This window comes from Pseudoduganella albidiflava (assembly GCF_004322755.1).
Taxonomy (GTDB): domain Bacteria; phylum Pseudomonadota; class Gammaproteobacteria; order Burkholderiales; family Burkholderiaceae_D; genus Rugamonas; species Rugamonas albidiflava.
On the sequence record NZ_CP036401.1, the window covers coordinates 5,348,325 to 5,372,683 of the forward strand.

Sequence of the window (24,359 nt, forward strand, 5' to 3'; positions counted from 1 at the left end):
TCGTTTTGGGTGACCCTAGTGTACCAACACTGCTTAAAAAAAGAGCAGGCGCGCTGAACTTTTTTATGACCTGTATGCGCCTCCTGGGAGTGATGCTGATGAATTCTTCCGACCTTCATCCAATGAACGCCGCCAGCTCGTCCGGCGTCCCCTTCGGAAAAGCCTCCCTCAGGAAATCGAGGACGGCGGACACCCTGGCGCTCAGCAACCGGCGGCTCGGATAGAGCGCCCACAGTTCGATGGCAGGGCCTTCCACGTCGCCCCAATGCACTAGCCTGCCAGCCGCCAGGTCGCCGCTCACGAGCGATATGGGCAGGCGCCCGGCGCCGACGCCAGCTCGCACCGCGTCGCGCACCATCACGAGCGACGACAGTGCCAGCACCGGATCGATGGCGATACTGGTCCGGGCCGCCGGGCCCGCGACTTCCCATGCCGCGGTCCGGTCGCCCGCGCCGCGCACCACGGCGGGCACCGGTGAACCATCCGCTGGCCGGGCGAGGCCAGGCGATGCCACGACCACCAGCCGGTCACGCAGCAGGATGCGGCCGACCAGGTTTTCATCCCGCGCCGGATTGACGCGGATGACCAGGTCGTAGCCCTCTTCCACCATGTCCACGGAGCGGTCTTCCGTGGTGACCTCGACCCGCACATCTGGATACTTCAGCGCGAACCCCGCCGCCAGGCGCCCCATCGCGGTCTGCGAAAACAGCAGCGGCGCACTGATGCGCAGGCGGCCACGCGGCCGGTCGCCGCCCGAGGCAATCGCGGCCGCCGTTTCGTCGATCTCCGTCAGCAAGGCGCCAGTGCGCTCGAACAGTGCCCTGCCCTCCTCCGTCAGCTTCAACGTGCGTGCGCCCCGTTCGAACAGGCGCAGTTCCAGGCTGCTTTCCAGTTCCGCCACGCGGCGCGACAGCGTGGCTTTCGGGCGTCCGGTAGCCCGGGCGGCGCGGCCGAAGCCACCGTGGCGGGCAACGAGATTGAAATCGGCAAGGGCAAGCAAGTCCATAAGTGTTCCACCAGTGAGACAGTCCATCCAACTATACCGTCTATCGGACCGGCTGTGGAATACCTACCATGGGAACCGTCATCTACCACTACGGAGCAAACATCATGACCATTCTCGTTACCGGTGCCACCGGCACTGTCGGCCGCAACGTCGTCGAACAACTCGCCCGCCGCGGCGCCAGCGTGCGGGCGCTCGTTCGCGATCCTTCCAAGGCCAGCTTCCCCGCCGGGGTGACAGTCGTACAGGGCGACCTGCTCGATGTGGACTCGCTGCGCGGCGCCTTCGAAGGCGTCACCACGCTGTTCCTCCTCAACGCCGTGGTGCCGGACGAATTCACCCAGGCACTGGTGGCGCTGAACGTGGCCCGCGCCGCGGGTGTGAAGCGCGTGGTCTACCTGTCGGTGATCCACAGCGACGTGTACGTGAACGTGCCGCACTTCGCCGGCAAGTTCGGCGTCGAGCGGATGCTGGAAAACATGGGCTTCCAGGCCACCGTGCTGCGGCCCGCCTACTTCATCGACAACGATCTCACCGTGAAGGATGCGGTGCTGGGCCATGGCGTGTATCCGATGCCGGTCGGCGCCAAGGGTCTGGCGATGATCGATGCGCGCGACATCGGCGAGATCGCCGCCATCGAGCTGCTGCGGCGCGAGCGCTCCAACGAAGCGCTGCCGTTCGAACGCATCAACCTCGTCGGACCGGACACGCTGACCGGCCCGGAGATCGCTGGCATCTGGAGCGAGGTACTGGGGCGGCCGGTGGGTTACGGCGGCGACGATACCGCCGCATTCGAGCGGAACCTGCGGAACTTCATGCCGGGATGGATGGCGTTCGACATGCGCCTGATGGCCGAGCGCTTCATCAGCGACGGCATGCTGCCCGGCGCCGGAGATGTGGCGCGCTTGACGGAGATGCTGGGGCGGCCGCTGCGCTCCTACCGTGAATTCGCTGCTGGCGTGGCCGCCGCGGCCTGACCTTTTCTTGAGGAGATCATCATGATTTATTCGACTGCGACCGTTCCCGTGAATCCGGAGGGCGCGACCCCGCTGACGCGTGCGCAGGCGTGGGCCGGGCTGGTATCGAAGGCCCGGGATGCGCGCCTGTTCCTGCCGCCCGGCTTGTGCACGTGTTGCGATGTCGTCGAGGAGAGTGCGACGCATATCGTCCGCGAGGCCGTCATTGCCGGGGATGCTTTACGGGAGATCATCAGCTTCGAGCCCATGGCGAAGGTGTCGTTCTTCCAGGCCAGCGGGCCGCGCGAAGGCGTGATCGTCAACGAGCTGTTCGAGGATGGAACCGGCGCGTTGCACTTGCGGTTCTACTGCTACCTGGGGTTGCGGGGGAAGGAGCCTGGTGGGACGGAAGAACAGGCCGAGCAGGCCTGGATGGATAGCGACAAGGGTTATCGGACCGCGTTGCTGTCGACGTTGCAGAGGACTCGGGAACTGGCTGGGGAAGGACGGCTTTGATGCTGGTGCTGGCAGGGAGCGCGGCCCCTGCCTGTTCATCTAGCGGTGGCTCGGCATTCGATGCGGGGCTGGCTCCTGCGTGATGATCTCGCGCTGGTTGATCATGCAGGGCGGAACAGCCCCATGCGGGCTCTATTCAACAGCTTCCACCGGGATGCGGTTGCCCCGTCCTTAGATCAAACCCGAGGAAGCACATATACCCGTCGCCTGGCATGTAGGAGCACCATATCTCACCCTTGCTTCTCATCCGCTCGCCCTCCTCGGCGCTGCAAATTACGCCTTTCACATCTGGACCGATGGACTCGAAGATTTGCCTGGCAGCTTGCCCGCGGATGGCAATCGCCAGCTTTTTGTCGGAGTTTGTCGGCGGTTTTCTGTTACCCGCTTCGCCCGAGTAAATAAGGTAGCTCGCAGATGTCAAAGGCCGGTTGGCACCAGTCCATTCGCCCGCTTCTTCGGCGTTTAAAGCACTTGGCACAAGTAGTGCCATGGCGAGCAATGTCTTCATATCGAACTCCTGGTGGAATGGCATGAAAGTAAGCGTCTTGACCCAATGCTTCACGCCGAGAATGTTCATATCGTTGAATAGGATTTACAGGCTAACCAGCCGTTCATCCTGCGCCGGACTGACCCGGATGATCGGGTCATCGCCTTCTTTCACTATGTCCACGAAGCGGTCTCCGTCGTGACCCGTGATCTACCTGCACCGTATTTCAATACGCCGTGGCTCACCAGCCACCGGCCTGAACTTCGTGACCGTGCATTCCCTGATGCGATCACTCAGGCGTTGGGAAATCGAAATCTCGCCACCCTCTCCGTACGCACAGTCGAGCCACGCCTGGTTTGAAGGCGCGCCTGGTTCGAAGGCATATCTCGTCGAGATCACGTGCTCCGTCCTGCGTAGTTCTTCGCCACGCAGGGTCAGCAGGCTGCCGGGCGGGCCGGACGACATGCCCGCCGAGTAAAGCTGCAACGGGAACTCGACATGGGGTACCCAGCCAGCGCCAGCTGCAACCTTGATCGCTTGCGGCTGAATCTGCGATGAACAAGCGATGTGCTTGCCCTGCGCCGCGACGTTTGCCGCCTGAAGAGTCAACGCTGCGGCGAGAAGATAGCGAGGAAAATGGTTCGAAGTCATTCGATCACCGGCAAAGCAAGCATAGTGCGCGCTGCCCGGCCTCGATACATTGATCACTGGCAACAATCTGCCTCCCCACCGTCTGATGTGCAGGGCACAGTCATCCCGGCAAAAACAAATCCTGCCACCTGCACAGGATTTTCTTTTGACAATATCTTTTGCCAAGATGGAAAATAGCAGAATCGCTGGCTGCGACATGCCTTGTCGGTACGCAGTTCATGCTGCCGCCATCCCAAGCACACACAGCTTTCTAACCAGCGTTCAGCTCGCCACCCGCCATCCACCAGGAACGAACCAATGCACCAACAACACCCCAGTCTCTACCAGCAAGTCGGCAACCTGCCCGACGAATCCCAGCGCAAGCGCCGCATCCGCTTCCACCAGGGCTGGTGGCGCACCTTCGTGCTGACGGAAGCCGCCGGTGCCCACCCGCTGCGCGCCGGAGAGACCGTCTGCAATGTGCTGGATGGCGGCGAAATCTCGAAGAAAAACCTGTTCGGTCCAGGCACCGTGGCGGCCGTCGAAGCAACGCTGGCCGCGCGCAGCAAGGCATCGGGTGGCCTGATCGACCAGCGCCGCCTGTTCAACAACCTGCTCTCCAGCCAGCCACTGGTGTTCAACTTCTTCGGTCCGCTGCAGCAGGACCTGGCGCTGGCGACGCGGGTGGTCCAGGCGCTGTTCCCCGGCGTCGACGAAGTCACGGCCATCCTGTTCGAATATGCGCCAGACAGCTGGATCGACAATTCCGCGTTCGACGTGGCGCTGGAAATCACATCGCAGGGCCGCAGCGGCCTGCTCGGGCTGGAGTGCAAATTCACCGAGCCCTTCTCGCCTACGGAATACAACACGGAGGACTACCGCAAGCTGGCAACGGCATGCGAGGCGTTCACCGTGCCATACGAAGCCTGCATCAAGCCGGAATTCAACCAGCTGTTCCGCAACCAGCTCATCGCCGAACACCAGGTGCGCGAGAAGAAGAAGTATGCGTTCCGGATGACGGGCCTGTTCTGCGAGCCCGGCGATGACAGCGCCATCGCTACCGGCAAAGCGTTCCGCGCCATGCTCCGGGACGGCGACAGCTCGTTCCATGTCGTCACCTACACGGCCTTCATCGAGGCGTTGCAGCGGCTGGAGCTGACGTGGGAGCAGCGCGAGTGGAGCATGATGCTGTGGGCCCGGTACTGCGCACTGGGGCTCAGCGCCGGAGCTTATGGCGAGCGTTGATGAAGTGAACGCCCGACAGGCGGCGATTGGCTGCGACACGTGATGTCGCATTGGCCGATAAGCTGATCTCATTCGTGGCAAGCTGCTTTCCACTCAAACGAAAGAAAACAATGCAAGAACTGTTGGAACAGTATCAGCAAGTCCTGAGCCGGATGGACAGAAGCCGGTTTCCGCTAGCCGATGACAAGTACTCGGGTGTGTTCCTCCCCGTGGCATTCGACGAGTACCGAGCTGCCGATTTTCGCATCATGCATGTCGGTCGCGAGACCTCGGGCTGGAATACGGCGAACAGCAAAAACACGCTCGGCCGCATTTTCTCCGCCAACGAGACGGGAACTACCGCAGCGATCGTGGAGGAGGCGGTAATTAGATATGAAAAGCACTTGGACATCCGGCCAGATGGAACGGTTGCGACGACCAGCAAGAGCCGGTTCAAGCAATACTATTTCCGGCTCGCGAAGGAAATGTCGCTGCCGCCGAAATCGATCATCTACGCTAACCTCTTCGCGTGGGATTACGCCGGAAAATCTCCGTTGACCAGCCCGGCGGAGGAACTTGCCGCCGTCAGCACCGTGTCCCTCGAACTGCTGGCGCTGCAGGTAAAATTCTTCAAACCGCACGCCATCGTTTTCTCCACCGGGTATGCAGGCATAGATGGCATGCTCAAGAACATGTTCAGCCAGCACTTCAACGGGCACGAGACTGTCAGTGTCGATCCCCGCAAGCTGTGGGAGTTTACAGTGGATGACATCACTTGCTTCCGGATCGCGCACCCCCGGGCGTCGTGGGGACATGGCGAGTACCGCACGAAGGTCATTGAGCGGCTGCACCAGCTTCGGTCCGCCGGTGGTACGCCAATCGGTCAGCTGGAACCAGCTAGCTGATAGCACGGCCTGTACGGTAACCATCTAATGATGCATCGGATGAGATGCCGTGGTTAATCTCCGGCCATCACTGCCACATCAGAACTCCTGCTGCGCAACACCAAGTTGACGACGGCTGAGGGCCAAGCAATGGACTCGCGGCCAGCCGACATGGCTGCGAGACCTGTCTGCCCGAACTGAGCGCACATCGTCAGGACGTTCAAGCGGTAGAACTAACAGGCTTCCGTTCTGGGAAGGCCATTATTCGAACGGAGTTCAACCAGACATCGGCAACGCGCAGCCTCACTGCCACCAATCCAGCAGCGTCTCATCCTCCGCATCGTCGAAGTTCTTGTAGACGTTCGCGAAATACCACGGTACGCCCGTCCTCGCGGTGAACCCGTCGAAGACCTCGCAGATACTGGCCATCCCGGCGGAAGCCGGGACCGACAGCGCCAGGTTGCCACGATAGCTGCCGTCCAGCGTGCCATGCAGTTTTTCGCCGACGTTTTCCCGAAGTTCCGCGACATGCGCTGCGGCGAGTTCGTCGGCATAGATCTGGATACAGAAATTGCCGCCACGCCGCACCACGGTGGCTGGTGCCGTGCCGCTTTTGATCTCCACGATATCGCCGCGCGCGAGGTTCAGCGCCAGCCCGGGCGACGACAGCAATTCATACTGGTTGCCGCCGAGGCTCTGCGCGGGTATCTCTTCGCATACCGGCCCGTTTTCCCGCATCGCCACGAACAGCGCGATCAGCGTCGTCCCATCTTCGTCCACATGGTGCATGACAGCTTCCCCTTCAGTTAAGGCATTCCATGGCCAAGCTGGCCATGGGCGCCAACGCCGAGCTTACAGGATGCGCGCCCCCGCGCACGATATGAGGCGTTGTCCGACACGACCGAAACGCAACAGCCTTTACTGCTAGATTGTCAATATCCGCAATCCAACCTCTTTCACACCGGTACCTGTCCATGAAAACGTTCCATTGCGACAAATGCTCGCAACAAGTCTTCTTTGAGAACACCCTGTGCTTCAACTGCGACAGCACGCTGGGCTACCAGCCCGCCACGCGCAGCATCAACAGCTTCGAGGAAACCGAGGATGGCCACTGGCGCAGCCTGAACCGCATCGACGAAGGCAAGCTGTATAAAAAATGCGGCAACTATGTCGAGCACAACGTCTGCAACTGGATGCTGCCCGCGGACGATCCCCACGAACTGTGCGCGTCGTGCCAGCTGACCGTCGTGATCCCGGCACTGTCGTCGGAAAAGAACCACGTGTTGTGGGCACGCCTGGAAACGGCCAAGCGCCGCCTGCTGTTCTCGCTGGCCACGCTGAACCTCACGCCCGCTTCAAAGGAAGAGGAACCGGAAACGGGCCTGGCGTTCCAGTTCCTGGAAGATGGCGTCACCGACCAGTGCGTGATGACGGGCCATGCCAACGGCGTGATCACGCTGAACATCGCCGAAGCCGATCCCGCCGAACGCGAACGCACGCGCGAGCAGATGCATGAACGCTACCGCACCCTGCTGGGGCACTTCCGCCACGAAAGCGGGCACTATTATTTCGACCGCCTGGTCGTGGACAGCGAATTCATCGACGGCTTCCGCGCGCTGTTCGGCGACGAGCGCCAGGATTACGGCGAAAGCCTGAAGCGCCACTACGCCGAAGGGCCGGTGGAAGACTGGGAGTCGCGCTTCGTGAGCAGCTACGCCAGCTCGCACCCGTGGGAAGACTGGGCGGAAACCTGGGCCCACTACCTGCACATGATGGACACGCTGGAAACCGCGCACGCCTGCGGCCTGTCGCTGCATCCGACCAAACCGCTCGAACCATCGCTGGACATCACCGCGCCGCCCACCAAGGTTGCCTCGTTCGACGACACCCTGAGCGACTGGTTCGCCCTCACGTACGTGCTCAACAGCCTGAACCGCAGCATCGGCATGCCCGATTCGTATCCGTTCAAGCTCAGCACGCCGGTGCTGGAAAAGCTGGAGTTCGTGCACAAGGTGGTGCGTGCCCAGCGGCCGCGCGCCTCAAAGCGCCCCATCTAGGAGATCGACGGACACCTCCATGTCCTGGCGTTCCAGCGGCGGCCCGAACTGGCTGAAGATCGCCACGTTGGCCGCGTCGTGGCCGCGGGCGATCGTCACGCGGCCGCCGCGCGGGCCCGCCTGGGTCGGATCGAAGGTGTACCAGCGCCCGCCCACGTAGGCTTCGAACCATGCGTGCAGGTCCATCGGTTGCAGTCCGTGCAGGTAGCCGGCCACGATGCGCGCCGGGATGCACAGGCTGCGGCACAAGGCGATGCCCAGGTGCGCCAGGTCGCGGCAGACGCCCTCGCGCCGCTCGTTGACGTCGGACGCCGCCATGTGGCTGTAGGGCGACGCCGGATTGAAGCGCACCGAGTCGCGCACCCATTCGGTGATGCGGGCCACCTGGTCGTATCCCGGCGCGGCGCCGGCAACGATCTCGGTGGCCATGTCCAGGAACAGCTCGGATTCGCAATAGCGGCTGGGCAGCAGGTACGTGAGCACCTCGTCGGGCAGGTGCTGCACGTCGACGAACGGCGCGCCGGGTGCGATGGCGATCGTGGCGGCCGTCATCACGTCGGCCGAGGTGTAGATCGAAAAGGCGCCGGGCGGCGCCACCAGGCGCTGGCACAAGTTGCCGTAGGCATCGGCGAATTCCACCGCCGGCACGCCGGGGGCCAGGTTATAGCTTTGATGCGCCACCCACTGGTTTGCGTCGCTGCGGGGGCGCAGGATCAGGATGAACGGCGTCGGCTCGGCAACGATAAAACTCAGGTTGCAACGGGTGCGCAACAACATGGCAGGCTCGCTTTCACTTGTCGGCATAAGCGCACCAATAAGGCGCGATAGTTGCAAATATTACCATTTTGGTGCAGTGCGTCATATCCTGGTGCAGAAGTGTGACATCCTGCGTACAGGACGACACCTCAAGCGTGGTCTTCGGCCGGCACCAAAAAGTCGCTGCCGATGCCGTTGCCGATTTCCTCGATCGATGCCAGGAACGCCGTGAGGAAATCATGCAGGCCTTCTTCCAGGATGTCGTCGATCACGGCCAGCCGCACCTTGGCGTGCAGCTTGCCGGCCAGGCGCTCGGTTTCCTGCGACACCTCGTTGCTGATTTCCTGCAGGTTCGCCACCACGGCGGCCATGCAGGCCACCAGCGAGCGCGGCATCTTTTCTTCCAGGATCAGCAGCGCGGCCACGCGCGACGGCGTGATGGCATCGCGATAGACCTTGCGGTACGTCTCGAACGCGGACACGGAGCGCAGCAGCGCCGCCAGGTAATAGAACTCGCCCTGCGGCCCCGCCTTGATCGCATCGGAATCGAGGAAGCGGAACTTCACGTCGAGGATGCGCGCCGTGTTGTCGGCCCGCTCCAGGAAGGTGCCGAGGCGGATGAAGTTGAACGCCCCATCCTGGAACATGGTGCCCAGCGTGACGCCGCGCGACAGGTGCGAGCGGTGCTTCACCCACTCCAGGAACTGGCCAGGGTGCGTTTCGAACATGCGGCTCTTCAGATGCTGCTGCAGCTCGATCCAGGTGGTGTTCTCGGTTTCCCACACTTCGGTGGTGAGGGTGCCGCGCACGGCCCGGGCATTCTCGCGCGCCGCCGTCAGGCAGCTGGCGATCGAGGAAGGATTGTCCGGATCGCGCACCATGAAGTCGATGACCTCCTTCTGGGTCAGGGCGGAGTACTTGGCATCGAACTGCTGCTCCAGTTCCGACACACCCAGCATGGTGCGCCAGCCCTGCTGGGCGGCCAGCGCCGTTTGCGGCATGAGCGAATACTGCACGCGCACGTCGAGCATGCGGGCCGTGTTTTCCGCCCGTTCGGTGTAGCGGGCCATCCAGAACAAATGATCTGCGGTGCGGCTCAACATGTCAGTTCTCCAGTATCCAGGTGTCCTTGGTGCCGCCGCCCTGCGACGAATTCACCACCAGCGAGCCTTCGCGCAGCGCCACGCGGGTCAGCCCGCCCGGCACCATCGTCACCGTCTTGCCCGACAGGACGAACGGGCGCAAATCGATATGCCGCGGCGCCACGCCCGACTCCACATAGGTCGGGCAGGCCGACAGCGCCAGCGTGGGCTGGGCGATGTAGCCCGCCGGATTGGCCACCAGCCGCTCGCGGAACGCCTCGATCTCGGCGCTCGTCGCGGCCGGGCCGACCAGCATGCCGTAGCCGCCGGCGCCATGCACTTCCTTGACCACCAGCTCCGGCAGGTTCGCCAGCGTGTACGCCAGGTCGTCCTTCTTCCGGCATTGATAGGTGGGCACGTTGTTGAGGATCGGTTTTTCGCCGAGATAAAACTCGATCATGTCCGGCACGAACGGGTAGATCGACTTGTCGTCGGCCACGCCGGTGCCGATGGCGTTGGCCAGGCCCACCCGGCCGGCGCGCACCGCGTCCATCAGGCCGGGCACGCCCAGCGTGGACTCGGGGCGGAATGCACGGGGATCGAGGTAGTCGTCGTCGATGCGGCGATAGATCACGTCGACCTTGCGCGCGCCGCGCGTGGTGCGCATATAGACGGTTTCGTTTTTGACGTAGAGGTCCTGCCCCTGCACCAGCGAGACGCCCATCTGCTGGGCCAGGAACGCATGCTCGAAGTAGGCCGAGTTGTGCATGCCGGGCGTGAGCACCACCACGGTCGGATCGGCGCTGTCGTACGGCGCCACGGTGCGCAGGTTGTCGAGCAGCAGGTCGGGATAGTGATCGACCGGCGCCACCCGGTTGCTGGCGAACAGCGCGGGGAACAGCCGCATCATCATCTTGCGGTTTTCCAGCATGTACGAGACGCCGGACGGTACCCGCAGGTTGTCTTCCAGGACGTAGAACTCGCCCTCTCCGGCCCGCACGATATCGACGCCGGCGATGTGCGCGTAGATGCTGGCGGGGACGTCGATGCCCTGCATGGCCGGGCGGTACTGGGCGTTGTTCAGGACCTGCTCGCGGGGGATGACGCCCGCCTTGAGGATTTCCTGGTCGTGGTAGACATCGTGCAGGAAGCGGTTCAGCGCCGTCACCCGCTGCACCAGGCCGGCCTGCAGCGTGGCCCACTCGGCGGCGTGGATCACGCGCGGGATGATATCGAACGGGATCAGCCGCTCCTTGCCGGCCGTGTCGCCATACACGGCGAACGTGATGCCCACGCGCTGGAAGATGAGCTCCGCTTCGGTGCGCTTCTGGTCGATCAGGCCGGGTGGCTGCTCCGCCAGCCACTGCGCGAACGCCTGGTAGTGGGGGCGCACGCTGGCCTCGGTGGAATACATTTCGTCGTAAAAGTTCGGCATCGAATTCCTCCTCGTAGCCAAAGTGCTATCAAGAAACGTGCCAGGGTCAGAAGCTCGATGCAGCCACGGCAGCCAGCGTCTCAGGGGTCTGTCCCCGGTAAGTGATCGCATCAGTTCTCGCCATTAGCTTCGTTAGGGGACTGACCCCGGTTTTTGCCAGCATTCCCGGAACACTCTAAAAAGCCGGGGACAGTCTCCTTGCACCCAAGTGCGAAATCCGGGGTCAGACCCGGCGGGTCTGACCCCAGCACTCTGCCGTTGGGGTGAAAACACGAGTAGCCGTTGGTTTCAGCACCATCCGACAGTTGCATTTATAGCAGGTACGAATCATGCTTCATCACCCCCACATCGCGCCCATTTCGAAAGGCAGTCCCGCATGGCTATCCGTATCGCGCTGCACCACAAGACCAGTTACCGCTATGACCGCCCGGTCGGCCTCTCCCCCCATGAAGTGCGCCTGCGCCCGGCGCCCCATGCGCGCACGCCGATCCTCTCGTACTCGCTGACGGTGCAACCGCAGGAACACTTCATCAACTGGCAGCAGGACCCGTACGGCAACTACATCGGCCGCTTTGTCTTCCCCGAAAAATCGGACACGCTCGACTTCACGGTCGACCTGGTGGCCGACATGACCGTCATCAACCCGTTCGACTTCTTCGTCGAGAAGTACGCGGAAACCTTCCCGTTCGCCTACCCGCCGCAACTCACGGCCGAACTGAGCGCCTACCTGCAGACGGAACCATCCAGCCCGCTGGTAATGGAATGGGTGACGGCGGCGCGCCGCGACCTGCTGGGCAAGCCGATGGGCACCAACGACTTCCTGGTGGCCGTCAACCAGCGCCTGCAGCGCGACATCGCCTACCTGCTGCGCATGGAACCCGGCGTGCAGGCGCCCGATGAAACGCTGCAGAAGCGCTCCGGCTCGTGCCGCGACACCGGCTGGCTGCTGGTGCAGATCCTGCGGGAGATGGGCCTGGCGGCGCGTTTCGTGTCCGGCTACCTGATCCAGCTGCGCGCCGACCAGGAAGCGCTCGATGGCCCCAGCGGCACCGACGTCGACTTTACGGACCTGCACGCGTGGACCGAGGTGTACATCCCCGGCGCCGGCTGGATCGGGCTCGATCCCACCTCCGGCATGCTGGCCAGCGAAGGCCACATCCCACTGGCCTGTACGGCGCTGCCGTCGTCCGCGGCACCGGTCTCCGGTTATACGGACAAGGCCGAAGTCACCTTCTTCCACGAGATGACGATCACGCGCATCCACGAAGACCCGCGCGTGACGAAACCGTACACCGAGGCGGACTGGCAGAAGATCGACCGCCTCGGCCAGCAGGTCGATGCCGATTTGAAGCGGCAGGACGTGCGCCTGACCCAGGGCGGCGAACCCACCTTCGTGTCGATCGACGACATGGACGGCCCGGAATGGAACACCCTGGCCCACGGCGACAAGAAGCGCGAGTTGGCGGGCAACCTGATGCACCGGCTGAAAAACCACTTTGCACCGGGCGGCATGCTGCACTACGGCCAGGGCAAGTGGTATCCGGGCGAACCGCTGCCGCGCTGGGCCCTCAACATCTACTGGCGCATCGACGGCCAGCCGATGTGGCTCGACGCCACGCTGTTCTCGGACGAACACATCGACGACGGCTATGGCCCCGACGATGCCGGCCGCTTCACCGCCGAACTGGTGAAGTCGCTCGCCCTGCCCGCCAACAGCGCCATCCCGGCCTACGAGGACGTGCTGCTGCAAGCCCAGCGCGAACAGGCACTGCCGCGCAACCTCGATCCGCTGGACGCCGACCTCACCGCGCCGGAAGAACGCCGCCGCCTGGCGCGCCTGCTGGAACGCGGCCTCGGCGAGGTGGCCGGCTACGTGCTGCCGCTGAAGGCGAAGGATTACGATCCGTCGACGCTGGGCACCGTGTGGCAAACGTCGCCGTGGCCGATCCGGCGCGAGAACCTGTACCTGATCGAAGGCGATTCGCCGATCGGCCTGCGCCTGCCGCTGGCCACGCTGCCGTGGGTGCTGCCGGAAGAACGCGAACCGGAATTCGATGTCGACCCGTTCGCACCGCGCTCCGCCCTGCCGGTCGAGGAACGCAAGAAGGAAAAGGAAAAGCGGCCGATCCTGGGCCTGGCCGCCAGCAAGGCCGGGGACAAGCCGACCGCGAAAGGAAGCAGGCCGGTCGTCGAACCCATCCGACCCATCAAGCCGGCCGAACCGGCCGAGCCGGCCCCGCGCGATGTGATCCACACCGCGCTGTGCGTCGAAGTGCGCGCCGGCCGCCTGTATGTGTTCATGCCGCCCATTAAACGCATCGAGGATTACCTGGCGCTGGTGAGCGCCGTCGAACGCACCGCCGCCAAGCTGGCGATGAAGCTGCGCATCGAAGGCTACGCGCCGCCGCGCGACCCGCGCATCAAGCTGCTCAGCGTAACGCCCGACCCCGGCGTGATCGAGGTGAACATCCACCCGGCGGCAAGCTGGAACGAGCTGGTTTATAACGTGTCGACCCTGTACCAGGAAGCCCGGCTCACGCGGCTGGGCACCGAGAAATTCATGCTCGACGGCCGCCACACGGGCACCGGCGGCGGCAACCACGCCACCCTGGGCGGCGCCACCGCCGAGGACAGCCCGATGCTGCGCCGGCCGGACCTGCTGAAAAGCCTGATCACCTACTGGCAGAACCACCCCGCCCTGTCGTACCTGTTCTCGGGCACTTTTATCGGGCCGACCAGCCAGGCGCCGCGCGTGGACGAAGCCCGCGACGACAACCTGTATGAACTGGCGATCGCCTTCCAGCAGATGGACCAGGTGCTGCCGACGTTGCATGAAGGCGACAAGCCGTGGATCGTCGACCGCCTGCTGCGCAACCTGCTTGTGGACCTGACGGGCAACACGCACCGCGCCGAATTCTCCATCGACAAGCTGTATTCGCCGGACGGCCCCACCGGCCGCCTGGGCCTGGTGGAATTCCGCGCCTTCGAGATGCCGCCGCACGAGCGCATGAGCCTTCTGCAAATGTTGCTGCTGCGCGCCCTGGTCGCGCGCTTCTGGCGCGAACCATACCAGGCCAAGCTGGTGAACTGGGGCGTGGCCCTGCACGACCGCTGGATGCTGCCGCATTTCGTCGCCCAGGATATCCGCGACGTGGCCCGCGACCTGCGCGCGCACGGCTATGAATTCGAGGACCACTGGTTCGAGCCCTTCATCGAATTCCGTTTCCCCCGCTTCGGCACCGTGGTCTACGAGGGCGTGGAAATGGAGCTGCGCCAGGCGATCGAGCCGTGGAACGTGCTGGGCGAGGAAGTGAGCGCGGGCGGCACCGCGCGCTATGTCGATTCTTCCGTGGAGCGGATGCAGCTGCTGGTGCGCGGGCTGACCAACGGCCGCCACGTCATCGCCTGCAATGGCCGCATGTTGCCATTGCACCCCACCGGCATTCCGGGCGAGTATGTGGCAGGGGTGCGCTTCCGCGCCTGGAGCCCGTGGTCGGCGCTGCACCCGACCATCCGCGTGCAGGCGCCGCTCACCTTCGACCTGGTCGACACCTGGAGCGGGCGCGCGATCGGCGGCTGCACCTATCATGTGGTGCATCCGGGCGGGCGCAACGAGGTAGGTTCGCCGGTCAACGCCAACGCCGCCGAGGCACGCCGTTTCGCGCGCTTCTGGCCGCACGGCCACACGCCGGGGCCGATGACTGTGCGAAAAGAGGAACGGAATCCCAGCTTCCCGATGACATTGGATTTGCGCTGGCAGGCAGATTGATCTACTGTTTCAGTTCCTTATGGAAAGTAAAGCTGCCGTGCGACATGTCCAATAACCTCCTTGAGTCTTATCTTTCAGCGCCAGATGGTTTCGATGAAATGCTCGACGCGGCCGGCGTGCCGCGCGCGCACTGGCGCGCCATGCTCGACAGCCTGGAGCACGAACCGCCGGACATGATGCGCCAGCGCCACGAAATGGTGCAGCGCCAGGTGCGCGAAAACGGCGTGACGTACAACGTGCGCGCCGATGCCGACGGCCTGCAGCGGCCGTGGGACCTGAACGTGCTGCCGCTGATCCTGCCGCACGAGGAATGGGCCGGCATCGAGGCGGCCGTAATCCAGCGCGCGCGGCTGCTCAATAAAATCCTCGGCGACGTCTACGGCCCGCAGGACATGCTGCGCGAAGGCCTGCTGCCGCCAGCGCTGGTGCACGGCCACGCCGGCTTCCTGCGCCCGTGCCACGGCATGGGCCACCACGACGACATCGCCCTGCACTTTTACGCGGTGGACCTGGCGCGCGCGCCGGACGGCCGCTGGTGGGTGCTGGCCGACCGCACGCAGGCGCCCTCCGGTGCCGGCTATGCGCTGGAAAACCGCGCAATCATCTCGCCCACCTTCCCCGACCTGCTGCGCGAACTGAAAGTGCAGCCGCTGGCCGGCTTCTTCCGCACCATGCGCGACAGCCTGGTGCACTGGGGCCGCCTGTGCGCCGCCAAGGGCGATTCCCCGGCGCCGCTGCGCGAGGGCGAAATGCCATTGATCGTGCTGCTCACGCCAGGCCCACGCACCGAAAGCTATTACGAGCAGGCGTATCTCGCCCGACATCTCGGCCTGCCGCTGGTGGAAGGCAGCGACCTCACCGTGCGAGATGGCGTGGTGTACCTGAAAACCTTGGCCGGCCTGCACCGCGTGCACGTGATCATGCGCCGCGTGGACGACGAATCGTGCGATCCGCTGGAACTGTGCAGCTCGATGCTGGGCGTGGCGGGGCTGACGCAGGCCGCCCGTCGCGGCAACGTGCTGGTAGCGAACAGCCTGGGTTCCAGCCTGCTGGAATCGGGCGCCCTGCTCGGCTTCCTGCCGGCGCTGTCGCGGCGGCTGCTGGGCGAGCCGCTGAAGATGCCATCCGTCGCCACCTGGTGGTGCGGCGAACCGGCCGCGCTGGAAGCGGTGATCGGCAAGCTCGATCGGCTGGTCATCAAACCAAGCTTCTCGCAGCTGCCACCAACCACGGTGTTCGGGCAGGACCTGGCCGGCGAAGCGCGCGCGGAGCTGATCGCCAAGCTGCGCGCCAATCCCAATAACTACATCGCCCAGGAAGTGGTGCAGCTGTCGCGGGCACCAGTGTGGAAAGCTGGTGCGGCATCCGGCTTGCAGCCGCGCGCCATCGGCCTGCGCGTATTCGCCTGTGCCACGCCGAACGGTTACGTGGTGATGCCGGGCGGCCTGACCCGCGTGGCCACCGGCCCGGATGCGCGCGTGCTGACGATGAAGATGGGCGGCGCCAGCAAGGACACCTGGGTGCAGGCGCGCGCCAGGGTGGCGGTGCCGCGCCTGCAAAAGCGCAGCATCACCGGCAAGGACCTGGTGCGCGAAGACAGCAATCTGTCGAGCCGCGTGGCGGAAAACCTGCTGTGGTTCGGCCGATACGCGGAACGCTGCGACAACATCGCCCGCCTGCTGCGCGTGGCCCTGAACTTCCTGTTCAACGTGCGCTTCGACCAGCGCGGCGCCGAATGGCCGACCGTCGAGGCGCTGTGCATCTGGTTCCAGCTGATCGATGGCGAAAAGCGGCCGGTGGCCGGCCAGGCGGCACAGATGCAAAGCCAAACTTCCGGCCCAGGTGGTCAATCGCAAAGCCAGGGGCAGGCGGTTGCCATCTTTACCGATGCCGAACTCGAATCGGCCCTGCTGCTGGCGGTGGTGTCGCCCAACGTGCCCGGGCTGGCCCGGCAGCAGCAGCACCTGGTGCGCATCGCCGGCCAGCTGCACGAGCGCTTCTCCGTCGACAACTGGCGCGCGCTGAACCGCATGGTGCAGCCGGCCGCCCGGCCCGGCGAGCGGCCGTCGCAGTCCGAAGTGATGACCATCCTCGACGACGCCGCCTCCGCGCTGATGACGCTGGCCGGCTTCGCGCTCGACGGCATGACGCGCGACCTCGGCTGGCGCTTCATGTCGATCGGCCGCCGCCTGGAGCGGCTGCAGTTCCAGAGCGTGGTGCTGCAGCGCGCGCTGGCGATGGACGAAAACGGCAACCTGGAATGGCTGCTCGAACTGTCCGACAGCATCATCACTTATCGGGCCCGCTACCGCGCCCAGCCCGAGTGGCTGCCGGTGCTCGACCTGCTCCTGCGCGACGGCACCAACCCGCGCTCGATCCTGTTCCAGATGGACGGCATCCTCGGGGCGTTAAGAAAAATCGCCCAGACGCATGGGGCCTGCGGCGTGGAGCTGCTGGAGCCATTGCGGGAGGAAGTGTTGGCGCTTGAACCGGATGCCGACCTCAATTACGCCAATGCGCATTTGAGCGACCTGCTGAATCGTATCCAGGTGGCCAGTGCGGCGTTGTCGGAGCAGATCAGCGTGCAGTTCTTCAGTTATACGGATGGGCAGCAGAGGAGCCGGCGATCATGATTTCTTTGCTACTTGACGGCGACCTCGGTGAGGTTTGCGCGCGGTACCGGGTGGTGCATGAGACGCGGTATCGGTACCAGAGCACGGTGACCTTGTCGCAGCAGTACCTGCATCTGACGCCGCGCTCGTTTGCTTACCAGCAGACCGAGTCGCACCAGATCTGGCTGGACCGGGGCGTGGACGATGCGCGCGATGGGACCGATTATTTCGGGAACTGCACGCGGCATGTTTCGCTGACCGTGCCGCATGACAGTTTGCTGGTGCATGCCGAGTCGACGGTGGCGCTGTTTGCGCGCCCTACCCTGGCCGATATTGGTGGCACGCTGCCCTGGGAAGGGACGCGGGACATGATGGCCAAGGAGAAGAGTGCCGCGACGCTGGAGGCTTGCCGGTATCTGTATGGGTCGCCGCATGTTTACATGTTCCCGGAGTTGGAAGCCTATGCGCGGGAAAGTTATACGCCTTGCCGGCCGCAGTTGGATGCCGCGCTGGAGCTGACGCATCGGATTTTCGAGGACTTCGAGTTCGATGCGCGGGCGACGGAGATTTCAACGCCTTTGGAACAAGTGCTGCGGGGGCGGCGTGGGGTTTGCCAGGATTTTGCTCAGTTGATGATTGGCTGCTTGCGCAGCCTTGGGCTGCCGGCTCGTTATATCAGTGGGTATATCTTGACGCATCCGCCGGAGGGGAAGCCTCGGCTCGTCGGCGCTGATGCTTCGCATGCCTGGGTTTCGGTATTTTGCCCTTCCATCGGGTGGGTGGATTTTGATCCGACCAATCGGTGCCTTGTGGGGCATGAGCACATCACGCTCGGGTGGGGAAGGGATTTTAGTGATGTGACGCCGATGCGGGGGATTGTGTTGGGGGGTGGGGGGCAGGTGCTGGATGTGGAGGTGACGGTGACGCCATTGGAGGTGGTGGACTAGGATTTAAAGTCGAGGACGACGCACGAGAGCGCTGATCCAACGCGCTAAATCCGCGCCGCGCTCGCGAACGAGCGCGGCTACGGGGTTATAGCCAATGTGCCAGTACTGCCGAGTTCTCAAGCGCTACAAGGATTACAGCACGGCCTACGAGCAAATTTTGGAGGAATGGGATAGCACGCCGCCATTTCGTCATTGAATCCGCAACCATCTGGCTCCAGGAGTTCGATGAGAATCTCGAGCGGACCACCCTAAGCCATCGCGGGAGCGAGATCCACATCACCTGACAAATCGACGCGACGACGTATGCATGATATTTATGGCAAACACAGGGTGTGAGTCGGCGGTCGAGCACTGTCCCATCATCGAGCTCGATGGTGTCACGCTCTCTATTTTTCTTATCCCCCACTTCACTTGCAGGCCGCGCCTTCGAATTTTCTGTTTCTGACTACCTTATCCTCAGCCCAAAGAATAGCGTTCTTTCGACCATCAGGCTCTCCTTTCCAGTCGTCAATCTTCACACACTGAAGTTCAGGATATGTTTTGTTCTCAATTGCCAAAATGGTTTTATGCCAACCTACCGGAGTAAAACTTTTTGGCTCGTCAAAAGGATCACCAGCTTGAACGAGACAGCTATCCAGTACATCAGATGGCCACCTTGGCGGGCTACAAGTCCACATCGATATTATGCGGAAACAGGCTAGCGTAGCGAACATTGGGAAGCCGACTACGCGGAGCGCAGGCCTCAACCGAAAGGCCATACCATACATGCAACATAGAAATGCCTCAAATACATTTTCCTTTTCCGGCAGAAAAATACCAGGGCATGGCAAGCCCTCTGGCCCCCGGTTCATGAACCAGCACCAGTAATTCCACTGCGATAACAACTCTTGCAATCCATCTACGCCATCCCAGTCCCGGCCGATCGCCACCGCTTTTTGGACATTTCCAAATTCATCGAGCTTATAGTATCTTATCCAGTAGTGGTAAACACCATCATATTCCCGATGGATGCAGAAAATTGACCGTTCATCCCACTCTATTTCCTCTACTTTATCTTCGCTCAATGCTCTGCTTCGCCCCCCCTCCTCTCGGATTAACGCATATAGCCGCTTTGATTTACGATTGAATCGTATTGGATATCTAGTCCGCGCAAAAAATTCCTCCTTCCCATAACGAGATAAACAGTACAAAAGCCCCACCACCAAAGTGAGGGGAAGCAGCAATCCCACTCTATCAGCCAATGGGAAACCTCTATTTATGCTAACCACCACCATGGCGCAGAACGTGAAGGCTGCCGCCAGCATCATGACAAACGCAATTATTATCCCGCCTGCATACCAGTGCCGAACCATATGACATTGTTCGGTTGCCTCGATAAAAGTAGAGTTAATGCGGTAGGTCGTAGCTCCATCTTGGCAGTCCGGGCCGACCCAATCTATGGTTGAAAGACGATGTTCCAAATCCCAATCGGGAACTGGGGCGCCAATTTTAGCGCTGAATATTCGGTCATCCATGCTAGACTCCTATCGCTCCATTAAAGGCCTCCAACTCCTCGTCAATAGAAGAATACCGCCCTTCCGAATCGCTTGCATTCGAAATGGAAAAATAACTCCGAGCCAGCCATTTCTTTATTGCTGGAGGCCGTATTGTAGATATAAAGATAGTCAAACAGAATGCAGCGATGAAAAGAGGCCAATAGATTACTGCGGTCCATTTGAATCCAGCGATTGCCAATCCAATTGCCAAGCTCGCGTTGACAATGTATAAGTTCATCAAAACAATATCACCATCATTAAAAGCCCCATATGCATTTTTGAAATCAAAAAGCGCACTCAGGCCACTAGCCAATGCTCCGAAGAACTTTCCTGTTTGAATCCCGTAACTAATACCATTTGTGCTAAACTTCCATTGATTGACGATAAATTTTGATAATGGATTATCAGGAAGCTTCTGAAGTGCAGTAGCAGCGGCCTCTAGAGCCGCAGCTCCAACTGCCAGAGATGCTACGGCGACCTTCATGTTCTGGGTATTCCGATCGACCTCATCCGCGCGCATCCGATCTTCATTGATATAGTAGAGTGCTAGCAATTGCAAGACCACCCCCACCGAACCGGCGTTGACATCTCCATTCTGAAACCAATTTTTCACCAACTCAAGGTCGGGAATTTTTACAGTCTTCAAGATACCCGTGTCTATTTTTCTCTCTAGTTTAAGGTTCTCAACATCAAGTTCAAACGCACATACGACAGGTGCAGCTGGGTATCTGGGCAGTACTCGCTTTGCTTCTCTCTGAGCATTAATATTGCTTTCGAATGATAGCTGCTGTAGCTGAACTCCTTGCGCCTTTGCGCTATCCAAAATCCAGTGCGACAATTGCTCTCTGGTCAAGCCACTTGGCTTAATCATAGTTTTTCCGTGCAGAACCAAACCCGCAGTCACTAAGTTGCGCATAGCTATGCTACGCGCTTGACCAAGGGCCCTTGCGAGAAAGCCTGCTGTCGTTAGCACCAAGCGATCTACCAGACGATTGGCCTCATGTTTTGGAATACGGCCTAGTACTTGCTTATATAAACTGAGAAGGTACTTCGGCTTAAAATCAGAGCCACGTATATCAATCATTGCGGCGTCGATTAACTCCTCTTGATTGAAGAGTAGTGCGCGTGCAAATAAGTTGCCTGAACTCGATATATCGCCCGATGTTAACCACTCTTCAAGCTTCTCTTGACATGCGCTGGTGGTGATTCCGTTTCCTATGCATTGGGCTAGAGATTCCCTGTAAGCAGATCCACTACGGATGTCTTCAGGATCGTGCACACCACTCATCCAGTTGCTGAGCTGGAGACTCTTAAGCCAAGAACAGTGCAAATTTGCAAGAGTCAATGAAGTTGGCTCATATTTTTTCGCTGCGTCAACGTAACGCGATGGGAATGATCGAATACGCTCAGCATCCAGAAAACTTTCCCCATCTCCATGACTTGTAAATTCTCGCCATGCACGCTCTTCAGCGGCCTTCATTTTTCCCTTCTGGCTATCGCCGTATTTCTTCTTTTCCGCTTTTTGCTGGGCCGAATATTTATTGACACCTCCAGCTTTGACTACATTCCATAGATACCGAATCGAATCTCCCGTTACCGCTTCGGGATCGTTTTCAAGAACACGACGAAAAAGAATATCCTTCTTAAATTCATCCCGTGCGTCGTTGCGGATAGCATTTTCGACAGAGCGTATTAGCTGGCCACACATATGGCCGCGAAAAATTTCTTCATCGAATCCTGCGTGATGGGTTGGCGAAGTCAGCTCGCTTAGGTCGTTTGTAATTCCCACAGGGTCATTCACTGCGACAATAAAACCACCATAGGGGCAACGCTCTTCCATTACGCGTTCAAGCGCCGTATAGTGCTCTTTAATGGAAATATCATGTGATGCTAGAATACTACTAAAGTCGAAGGCTTTTTTTAATTCAGTGTCCTCCGCTGAAAATTGTGGAACATTTTTACTGACTTCCTTAAAATTCCCCGCGTGTGGTGCCGAACCAACTAGCATTTCCTGGATGTCTATGCTTTGCATGTGCTTTTTTCTCCAGTTTCCGTCACTAACTTTGTTGACGGATTTTTTTGTCCATATAGAACTGGACCAACCAATCCAGATATTCCCCATCATTTCACATGACAAAGGATCAACATCAATGCAGTAGGAAAGTGCAGCGCTCACGCGATCGAGACAGCAACCATTCATGCTATATGGATTCACTATTGGCACATACTCGACAGGAAACTCCCAAAGTGCACCTTGCGGCAAAACGATGTATGCCTTGAGCCGCTTTAGTTTTTCCTCATACGTATAGAGATAGCCTGGCCGCAAAGCTCGAAGTGTATATTTCGCAGGTGCAGCATTTTGAGGCGCGCCAATGATTTTAAAATTTCCAGAAAGTCCAGGTACATCTTTCTGGCCGTTTGGACAAGCCACAGCATATCTTACGGGATACAAGAGAAGTCCTTTTCGACCGCAGTAACTACAATTAATGTTGGTCATGCAACTCTCCTTTTTTTTATAGCGATTTAAGAATATTAAAAGTTGTCGCAACCCAAGTAATTATTCTTTCTTGAGGGTGCATTGACAGACGCTTAGACGGTTGATGCGCTGAATTGACGTGGGCACTTGCTCATTAGATCCAAGCACGTCAGGTGAAATACTTTTTTGACTGGCCAGACGACCGGTGCGCTCCGCATTGCACCGGCGGCAAAACGACTCGTTGGTCAGCACACGGTTCGCGACTTGCCGCGGTCGTTAACGATGTTGATCGCGGCGGGCAGCGCGGCGACAAGGTAGTGGGCGAACACGCGTTCCCTCACTTGCACTTCCGCTTCGTCCGCGATGAGGAGCGGCATAGACGGCTCGCACAACATGCGGATAGGCGTGCCGCCGATAACAGATTGTCCGGCCATGTCGCCATCCCCACAGCCAATCGACATAGAGCAAGGCGCGTTGCCATTTGTGCAGGTAACTTGCGCGGGCACTGTGCCTTCGCCCAGCTTGAGCGGCTCGTACACCCGGTTGACGAACGAAACCGTATCGCTGTTCCCCACGGTCGGATTGGCGAGTTCGAACGTCCAGCAAGGCTGCGTTTCGTACCGCTTGATGTAGAACCAGTTCATATCGATGGCCGTGCTGCCGTCGTCCGCGCCCTGCTTCAGCTTCATCGCGTCGATGCTGTACAAGATGGCTTTCGCGCCGCTAGTTGGTTGTATCGACGCCGGGTAGGCACCGCGTACTTTGCGGAGCCGGATCGGCATCGTCGCACGCGAGAACATGTTGACCACGGGTGCACAGCCCAGCCGCAGCGCCGTTGCAGGCAAAGTGCGCAGCAACTGTGGCATCGCCGTGGCGTGCATGTGCAGCTGGAGCAGGTGTAGCGCCAGCCGCCACGTGCCGGCGGGGCACGCGGCGAGCACCGCCTTCAGGTCGATATCAGTGACGTTGAGTTTATGCGGGAACGCAAAGTACTCCATCAGCAGGCGCAGACTTTCCTCCTGGAGCCTCGGCGTGAGCAGGAAGGCTTCTTCCTTGACAAAGCCCACCTGCGCACAGCGCAGCGCCTGCAGTTGAGGCCATTGCTGTTCCGACTGCACGCACGTGCACACCGTGGGCACGAACATCGCATACTGCAGCGCCGCGTGCGGAGCCATCGGCATCGATGAATACGCGGATGGGTGAACCGGCCGCTTCTTCGAGAGCGATCGCTGGCTCCGTGGTGTGGACCATGATCGCGAGCGTGCATCCGATGCCGACAGGCAAACCGAGCTTGGCTGGCGCTTCGGCGCGCGCCAAGAACCGGACGGCGAGCGCGACGGGGAGACTGCGGCATCGTAGATGGTGCGGAAACCGAACCCCGGCGCTGCCTTTGCTTGCAGCTCGGTATCGTGCTGGATGGTGTCGATGGCCCGGCCGCCAGCGTAGTCCACTTGCGCTACCGAACATGAGGGTATGTTGCGCGGGTAGAACGGGGCCAAAATGCCACGCAGGTCATTCGTGAACGGTTCGTGCGCGCGTTCCAATTTGCGGTCGATGCGCGCGGACAGCAGGGCCGCAACCTGCAGGAGACGCTCAACGCCAGCGTCCGAGCTTCGCTCGCCTAGAAGGCTGAACAGCTCGCCCGGTTTCGGATAGCGTTCGACAAACTCGCGTACCTTGGCACGCTGTATGGCGAGTTCGCGTTCGTAGTAACTGAGAATATTTTCCATGCAGCACTCTTTGAAGAGGAATGCCGATAATTGCATGCGGGAAATTACAGTGCTTGAGGGCGGTCAACCCGTAGCATGGTGGTGGCTGTGAGTCGCGCATCTCGCAACACGAGGATGGTGCGACTGCGGTCGCGAATAGCCGCGGGGGCTCTCGGTCTGCGGAGCAGAAAAGTTCGATTGGTTCAGCTCGGTCGCAATGGAATTCATGTGGCGATATGCGCTGGCCAGTGAGGCTGGTCCAACCCACATCGAGCCTAGAG

The 24,359-nt window shown here is 60.9% G+C and carries 18 protein-coding genes; 8 read left to right on the forward strand and 10 right to left on the reverse strand.

From position 1 onward, the window contains the following. Window positions 1-115: 115 nt before the first annotated feature. Complete coding sequence (locus tag EYF70_RS22210; protein ID WP_131147340.1) at window positions 116-1,006, reverse strand: LysR family transcriptional regulator; 891 nt, start codon at window positions 1,004-1,006, stop codon at window positions 116-118. A gap of 104 nt (window positions 1,007-1,110) precedes the next feature. Here EYF70_RS22210 and EYF70_RS22215 point away from each other — a divergent pair, with 104 nt between their 5' ends. Together EYF70_RS22215 and EYF70_RS22220 are read left to right on the forward strand one after the other, a co-directional pair. Then, window positions 1,111-1,980 carry an SDR family oxidoreductase gene (locus EYF70_RS22215; RefSeq protein WP_131147341.1) on the forward strand — a complete coding sequence of 290 codons (870 nt, stop codon included), beginning with the start codon at window positions 1,111-1,113 and terminating at the stop codon, window positions 1,978-1,980. A gap of 21 nt (window positions 1,981-2,001) precedes the next feature. Beyond that, entirely contained in the window at window positions 2,002-2,475 is a 474-nt protein-coding gene (locus EYF70_RS22220) for an AtaL-like protein (protein WP_131147342.1), read from the forward strand. A gap of 136 nt (window positions 2,476-2,611) precedes the next feature. On the opposite strand, the gene EYF70_RS22225 is transcribed toward EYF70_RS22220, so the two are convergent. Beyond that, the gene (locus tag EYF70_RS22225) at window positions 2,612-2,983 is read right to left on the reverse strand and encodes a hypothetical protein (RefSeq protein WP_131147343.1); all 372 of its coding nucleotides are present in this window, start codon (window positions 2,981-2,983) and stop codon (window positions 2,612-2,614) included. A 189-nt stretch (window positions 2,984-3,172) separates the two neighbouring features. Continuing rightward, window positions 3,173-3,613 carry an STY0301 family protein gene (locus tag EYF70_RS22230; protein ID WP_131147344.1) on the reverse strand — a complete coding sequence of 147 codons (441 nt, stop codon included), beginning with the start codon at window positions 3,611-3,613 and terminating at the stop codon, window positions 3,173-3,175. Window positions 3,614-3,910: 297 nt separating this feature from the next. Here EYF70_RS22230 and EYF70_RS22235 point away from each other — a divergent pair, with 297 nt between their 5' ends. Next, window positions 3,911-4,837 (forward strand): PGN_0703 family putative restriction endonuclease, encoded by a 927-nt coding sequence (locus tag EYF70_RS22235; protein WP_131147345.1) that lies wholly within the window; start codon window positions 3,911-3,913, stop codon window positions 4,835-4,837. A gap of 110 nt (window positions 4,838-4,947) precedes the next feature. Further along, window positions 4,948-5,721, forward strand: coding sequence for a hypothetical protein (locus EYF70_RS22240; RefSeq protein ID WP_131147346.1), 774 nt, complete (start codon window positions 4,948-4,950; stop codon window positions 5,719-5,721). Window positions 5,722-6,003: 282 nt separating this feature from the next. Here EYF70_RS22240 and EYF70_RS22245 read toward each other — a convergent pair whose 3' ends face one another. Then, entirely contained in the window at window positions 6,004-6,489 is a 486-nt protein-coding gene (locus EYF70_RS22245) for a DUF4265 domain-containing protein (protein ID WP_131147347.1), read from the reverse strand. Between the two features lie 185 nt (window positions 6,490-6,674). On the opposite strand from EYF70_RS22245, the gene EYF70_RS22250 reads away from it, so the two are divergent. After that, on the forward strand, window positions 6,675-7,757 hold the full coding sequence (locus EYF70_RS22250) for a zinc-binding metallopeptidase family protein (RefSeq protein ID WP_131147348.1): 1,083 nt from the start codon (window positions 6,675-6,677) through the stop codon (window positions 7,755-7,757). On the opposite strand, the gene EYF70_RS22255 is transcribed toward EYF70_RS22250, so the two are convergent. From EYF70_RS22255 to EYF70_RS22265, 3 genes are all read right to left on the reverse strand, one after another. Continuing rightward, a complete protein-coding gene (locus EYF70_RS22255; RefSeq protein WP_131147349.1) occupies window positions 7,740-8,534 on the reverse strand; it encodes a transglutaminase domain-containing protein in 795 nt (264 codons plus the stop codon). The two genes, EYF70_RS22250 and EYF70_RS22255, sit on opposite strands and share 18 nt — an antisense overlap. A 128-nt stretch (window positions 8,535-8,662) precedes the next feature. Continuing rightward, window positions 8,663-9,616 carry an alpha-E domain-containing protein gene (locus tag EYF70_RS22260; RefSeq protein WP_131147350.1) on the reverse strand — a complete coding sequence of 318 codons (954 nt, stop codon included), beginning with the start codon at window positions 9,614-9,616 and terminating at the stop codon, window positions 8,663-8,665. A gap of 1 nt (window position 9,617) precedes the next feature. Continuing rightward, entirely contained in the window at window positions 9,618-11,030 is a 1,413-nt protein-coding gene (locus EYF70_RS22265; RefSeq protein ID WP_131147351.1) for a circularly permuted type 2 ATP-grasp protein, read from the reverse strand. A 376-nt stretch (window positions 11,031-11,406) separates the two neighbouring features. Between EYF70_RS22265 and EYF70_RS22270 the strand changes: the two genes are divergently transcribed. Genes EYF70_RS22270 through EYF70_RS22280 form a run of 3 tightly spaced genes read left to right on the forward strand, consistent with a single transcriptional unit; the run spans window position 11,407 to window position 18,358 of the window. Then, complete coding sequence (locus EYF70_RS22270; RefSeq protein ID WP_131147352.1) at window positions 11,407-14,799, forward strand: transglutaminase family protein; 3,393 nt, start codon at window positions 11,407-11,409, stop codon at window positions 14,797-14,799. A gap of 44 nt (window positions 14,800-14,843) precedes the next feature. Then, entirely contained in the window at window positions 14,844-17,432 is a 2,589-nt protein-coding gene (locus EYF70_RS22275; protein ID WP_131147353.1) for a circularly permuted type 2 ATP-grasp protein, read from the forward strand. Continuing rightward, the gene (locus EYF70_RS22280; protein ID WP_131147354.1) at window positions 17,429-18,358 is read left to right on the forward strand and encodes a transglutaminase family protein; all 930 of its coding nucleotides are present in this window, start codon (window positions 17,429-17,431) and stop codon (window positions 18,356-18,358) included. The genes EYF70_RS22275 and EYF70_RS22280 overlap by 4 nt, the downstream gene beginning before the upstream one ends. A 407-nt stretch (window positions 18,359-18,765) precedes the next feature. Here the strand turns inward: EYF70_RS22280 and EYF70_RS22285 are convergent, their stop codons facing one another. The 3 genes from EYF70_RS22285 to EYF70_RS22295 all read right to left on the reverse strand — a co-directional run bounded on the left by EYF70_RS22285 (window position 18,766) and on the right by EYF70_RS22295 (window position 24,099). Then, window positions 18,766-19,872 carry a DUF6708 domain-containing protein gene (locus EYF70_RS22285; protein WP_131147355.1) on the reverse strand — a complete coding sequence of 369 codons (1,107 nt, stop codon included), beginning with the start codon at window positions 19,870-19,872 and terminating at the stop codon, window positions 18,766-18,768. Between the two features lies 1 nt (window position 19,873). Beyond that, window positions 19,874-22,390 (reverse strand): T6SS effector BTH_I2691 family protein, encoded by a 2,517-nt coding sequence (locus tag EYF70_RS22290; RefSeq protein WP_131147356.1) that lies wholly within the window; start codon window positions 22,388-22,390, stop codon window positions 19,874-19,876. A 224-nt stretch (window positions 22,391-22,614) separates the two neighbouring features. Then, window positions 22,615-24,099 (reverse strand): type VI secretion system baseplate subunit TssF, encoded by a 1,485-nt coding sequence (locus tag EYF70_RS22295; RefSeq protein ID WP_165497764.1) that lies wholly within the window; start codon window positions 24,097-24,099, stop codon window positions 22,615-22,617. Window positions 24,100-24,359: the final 260 nt, after the last annotated feature.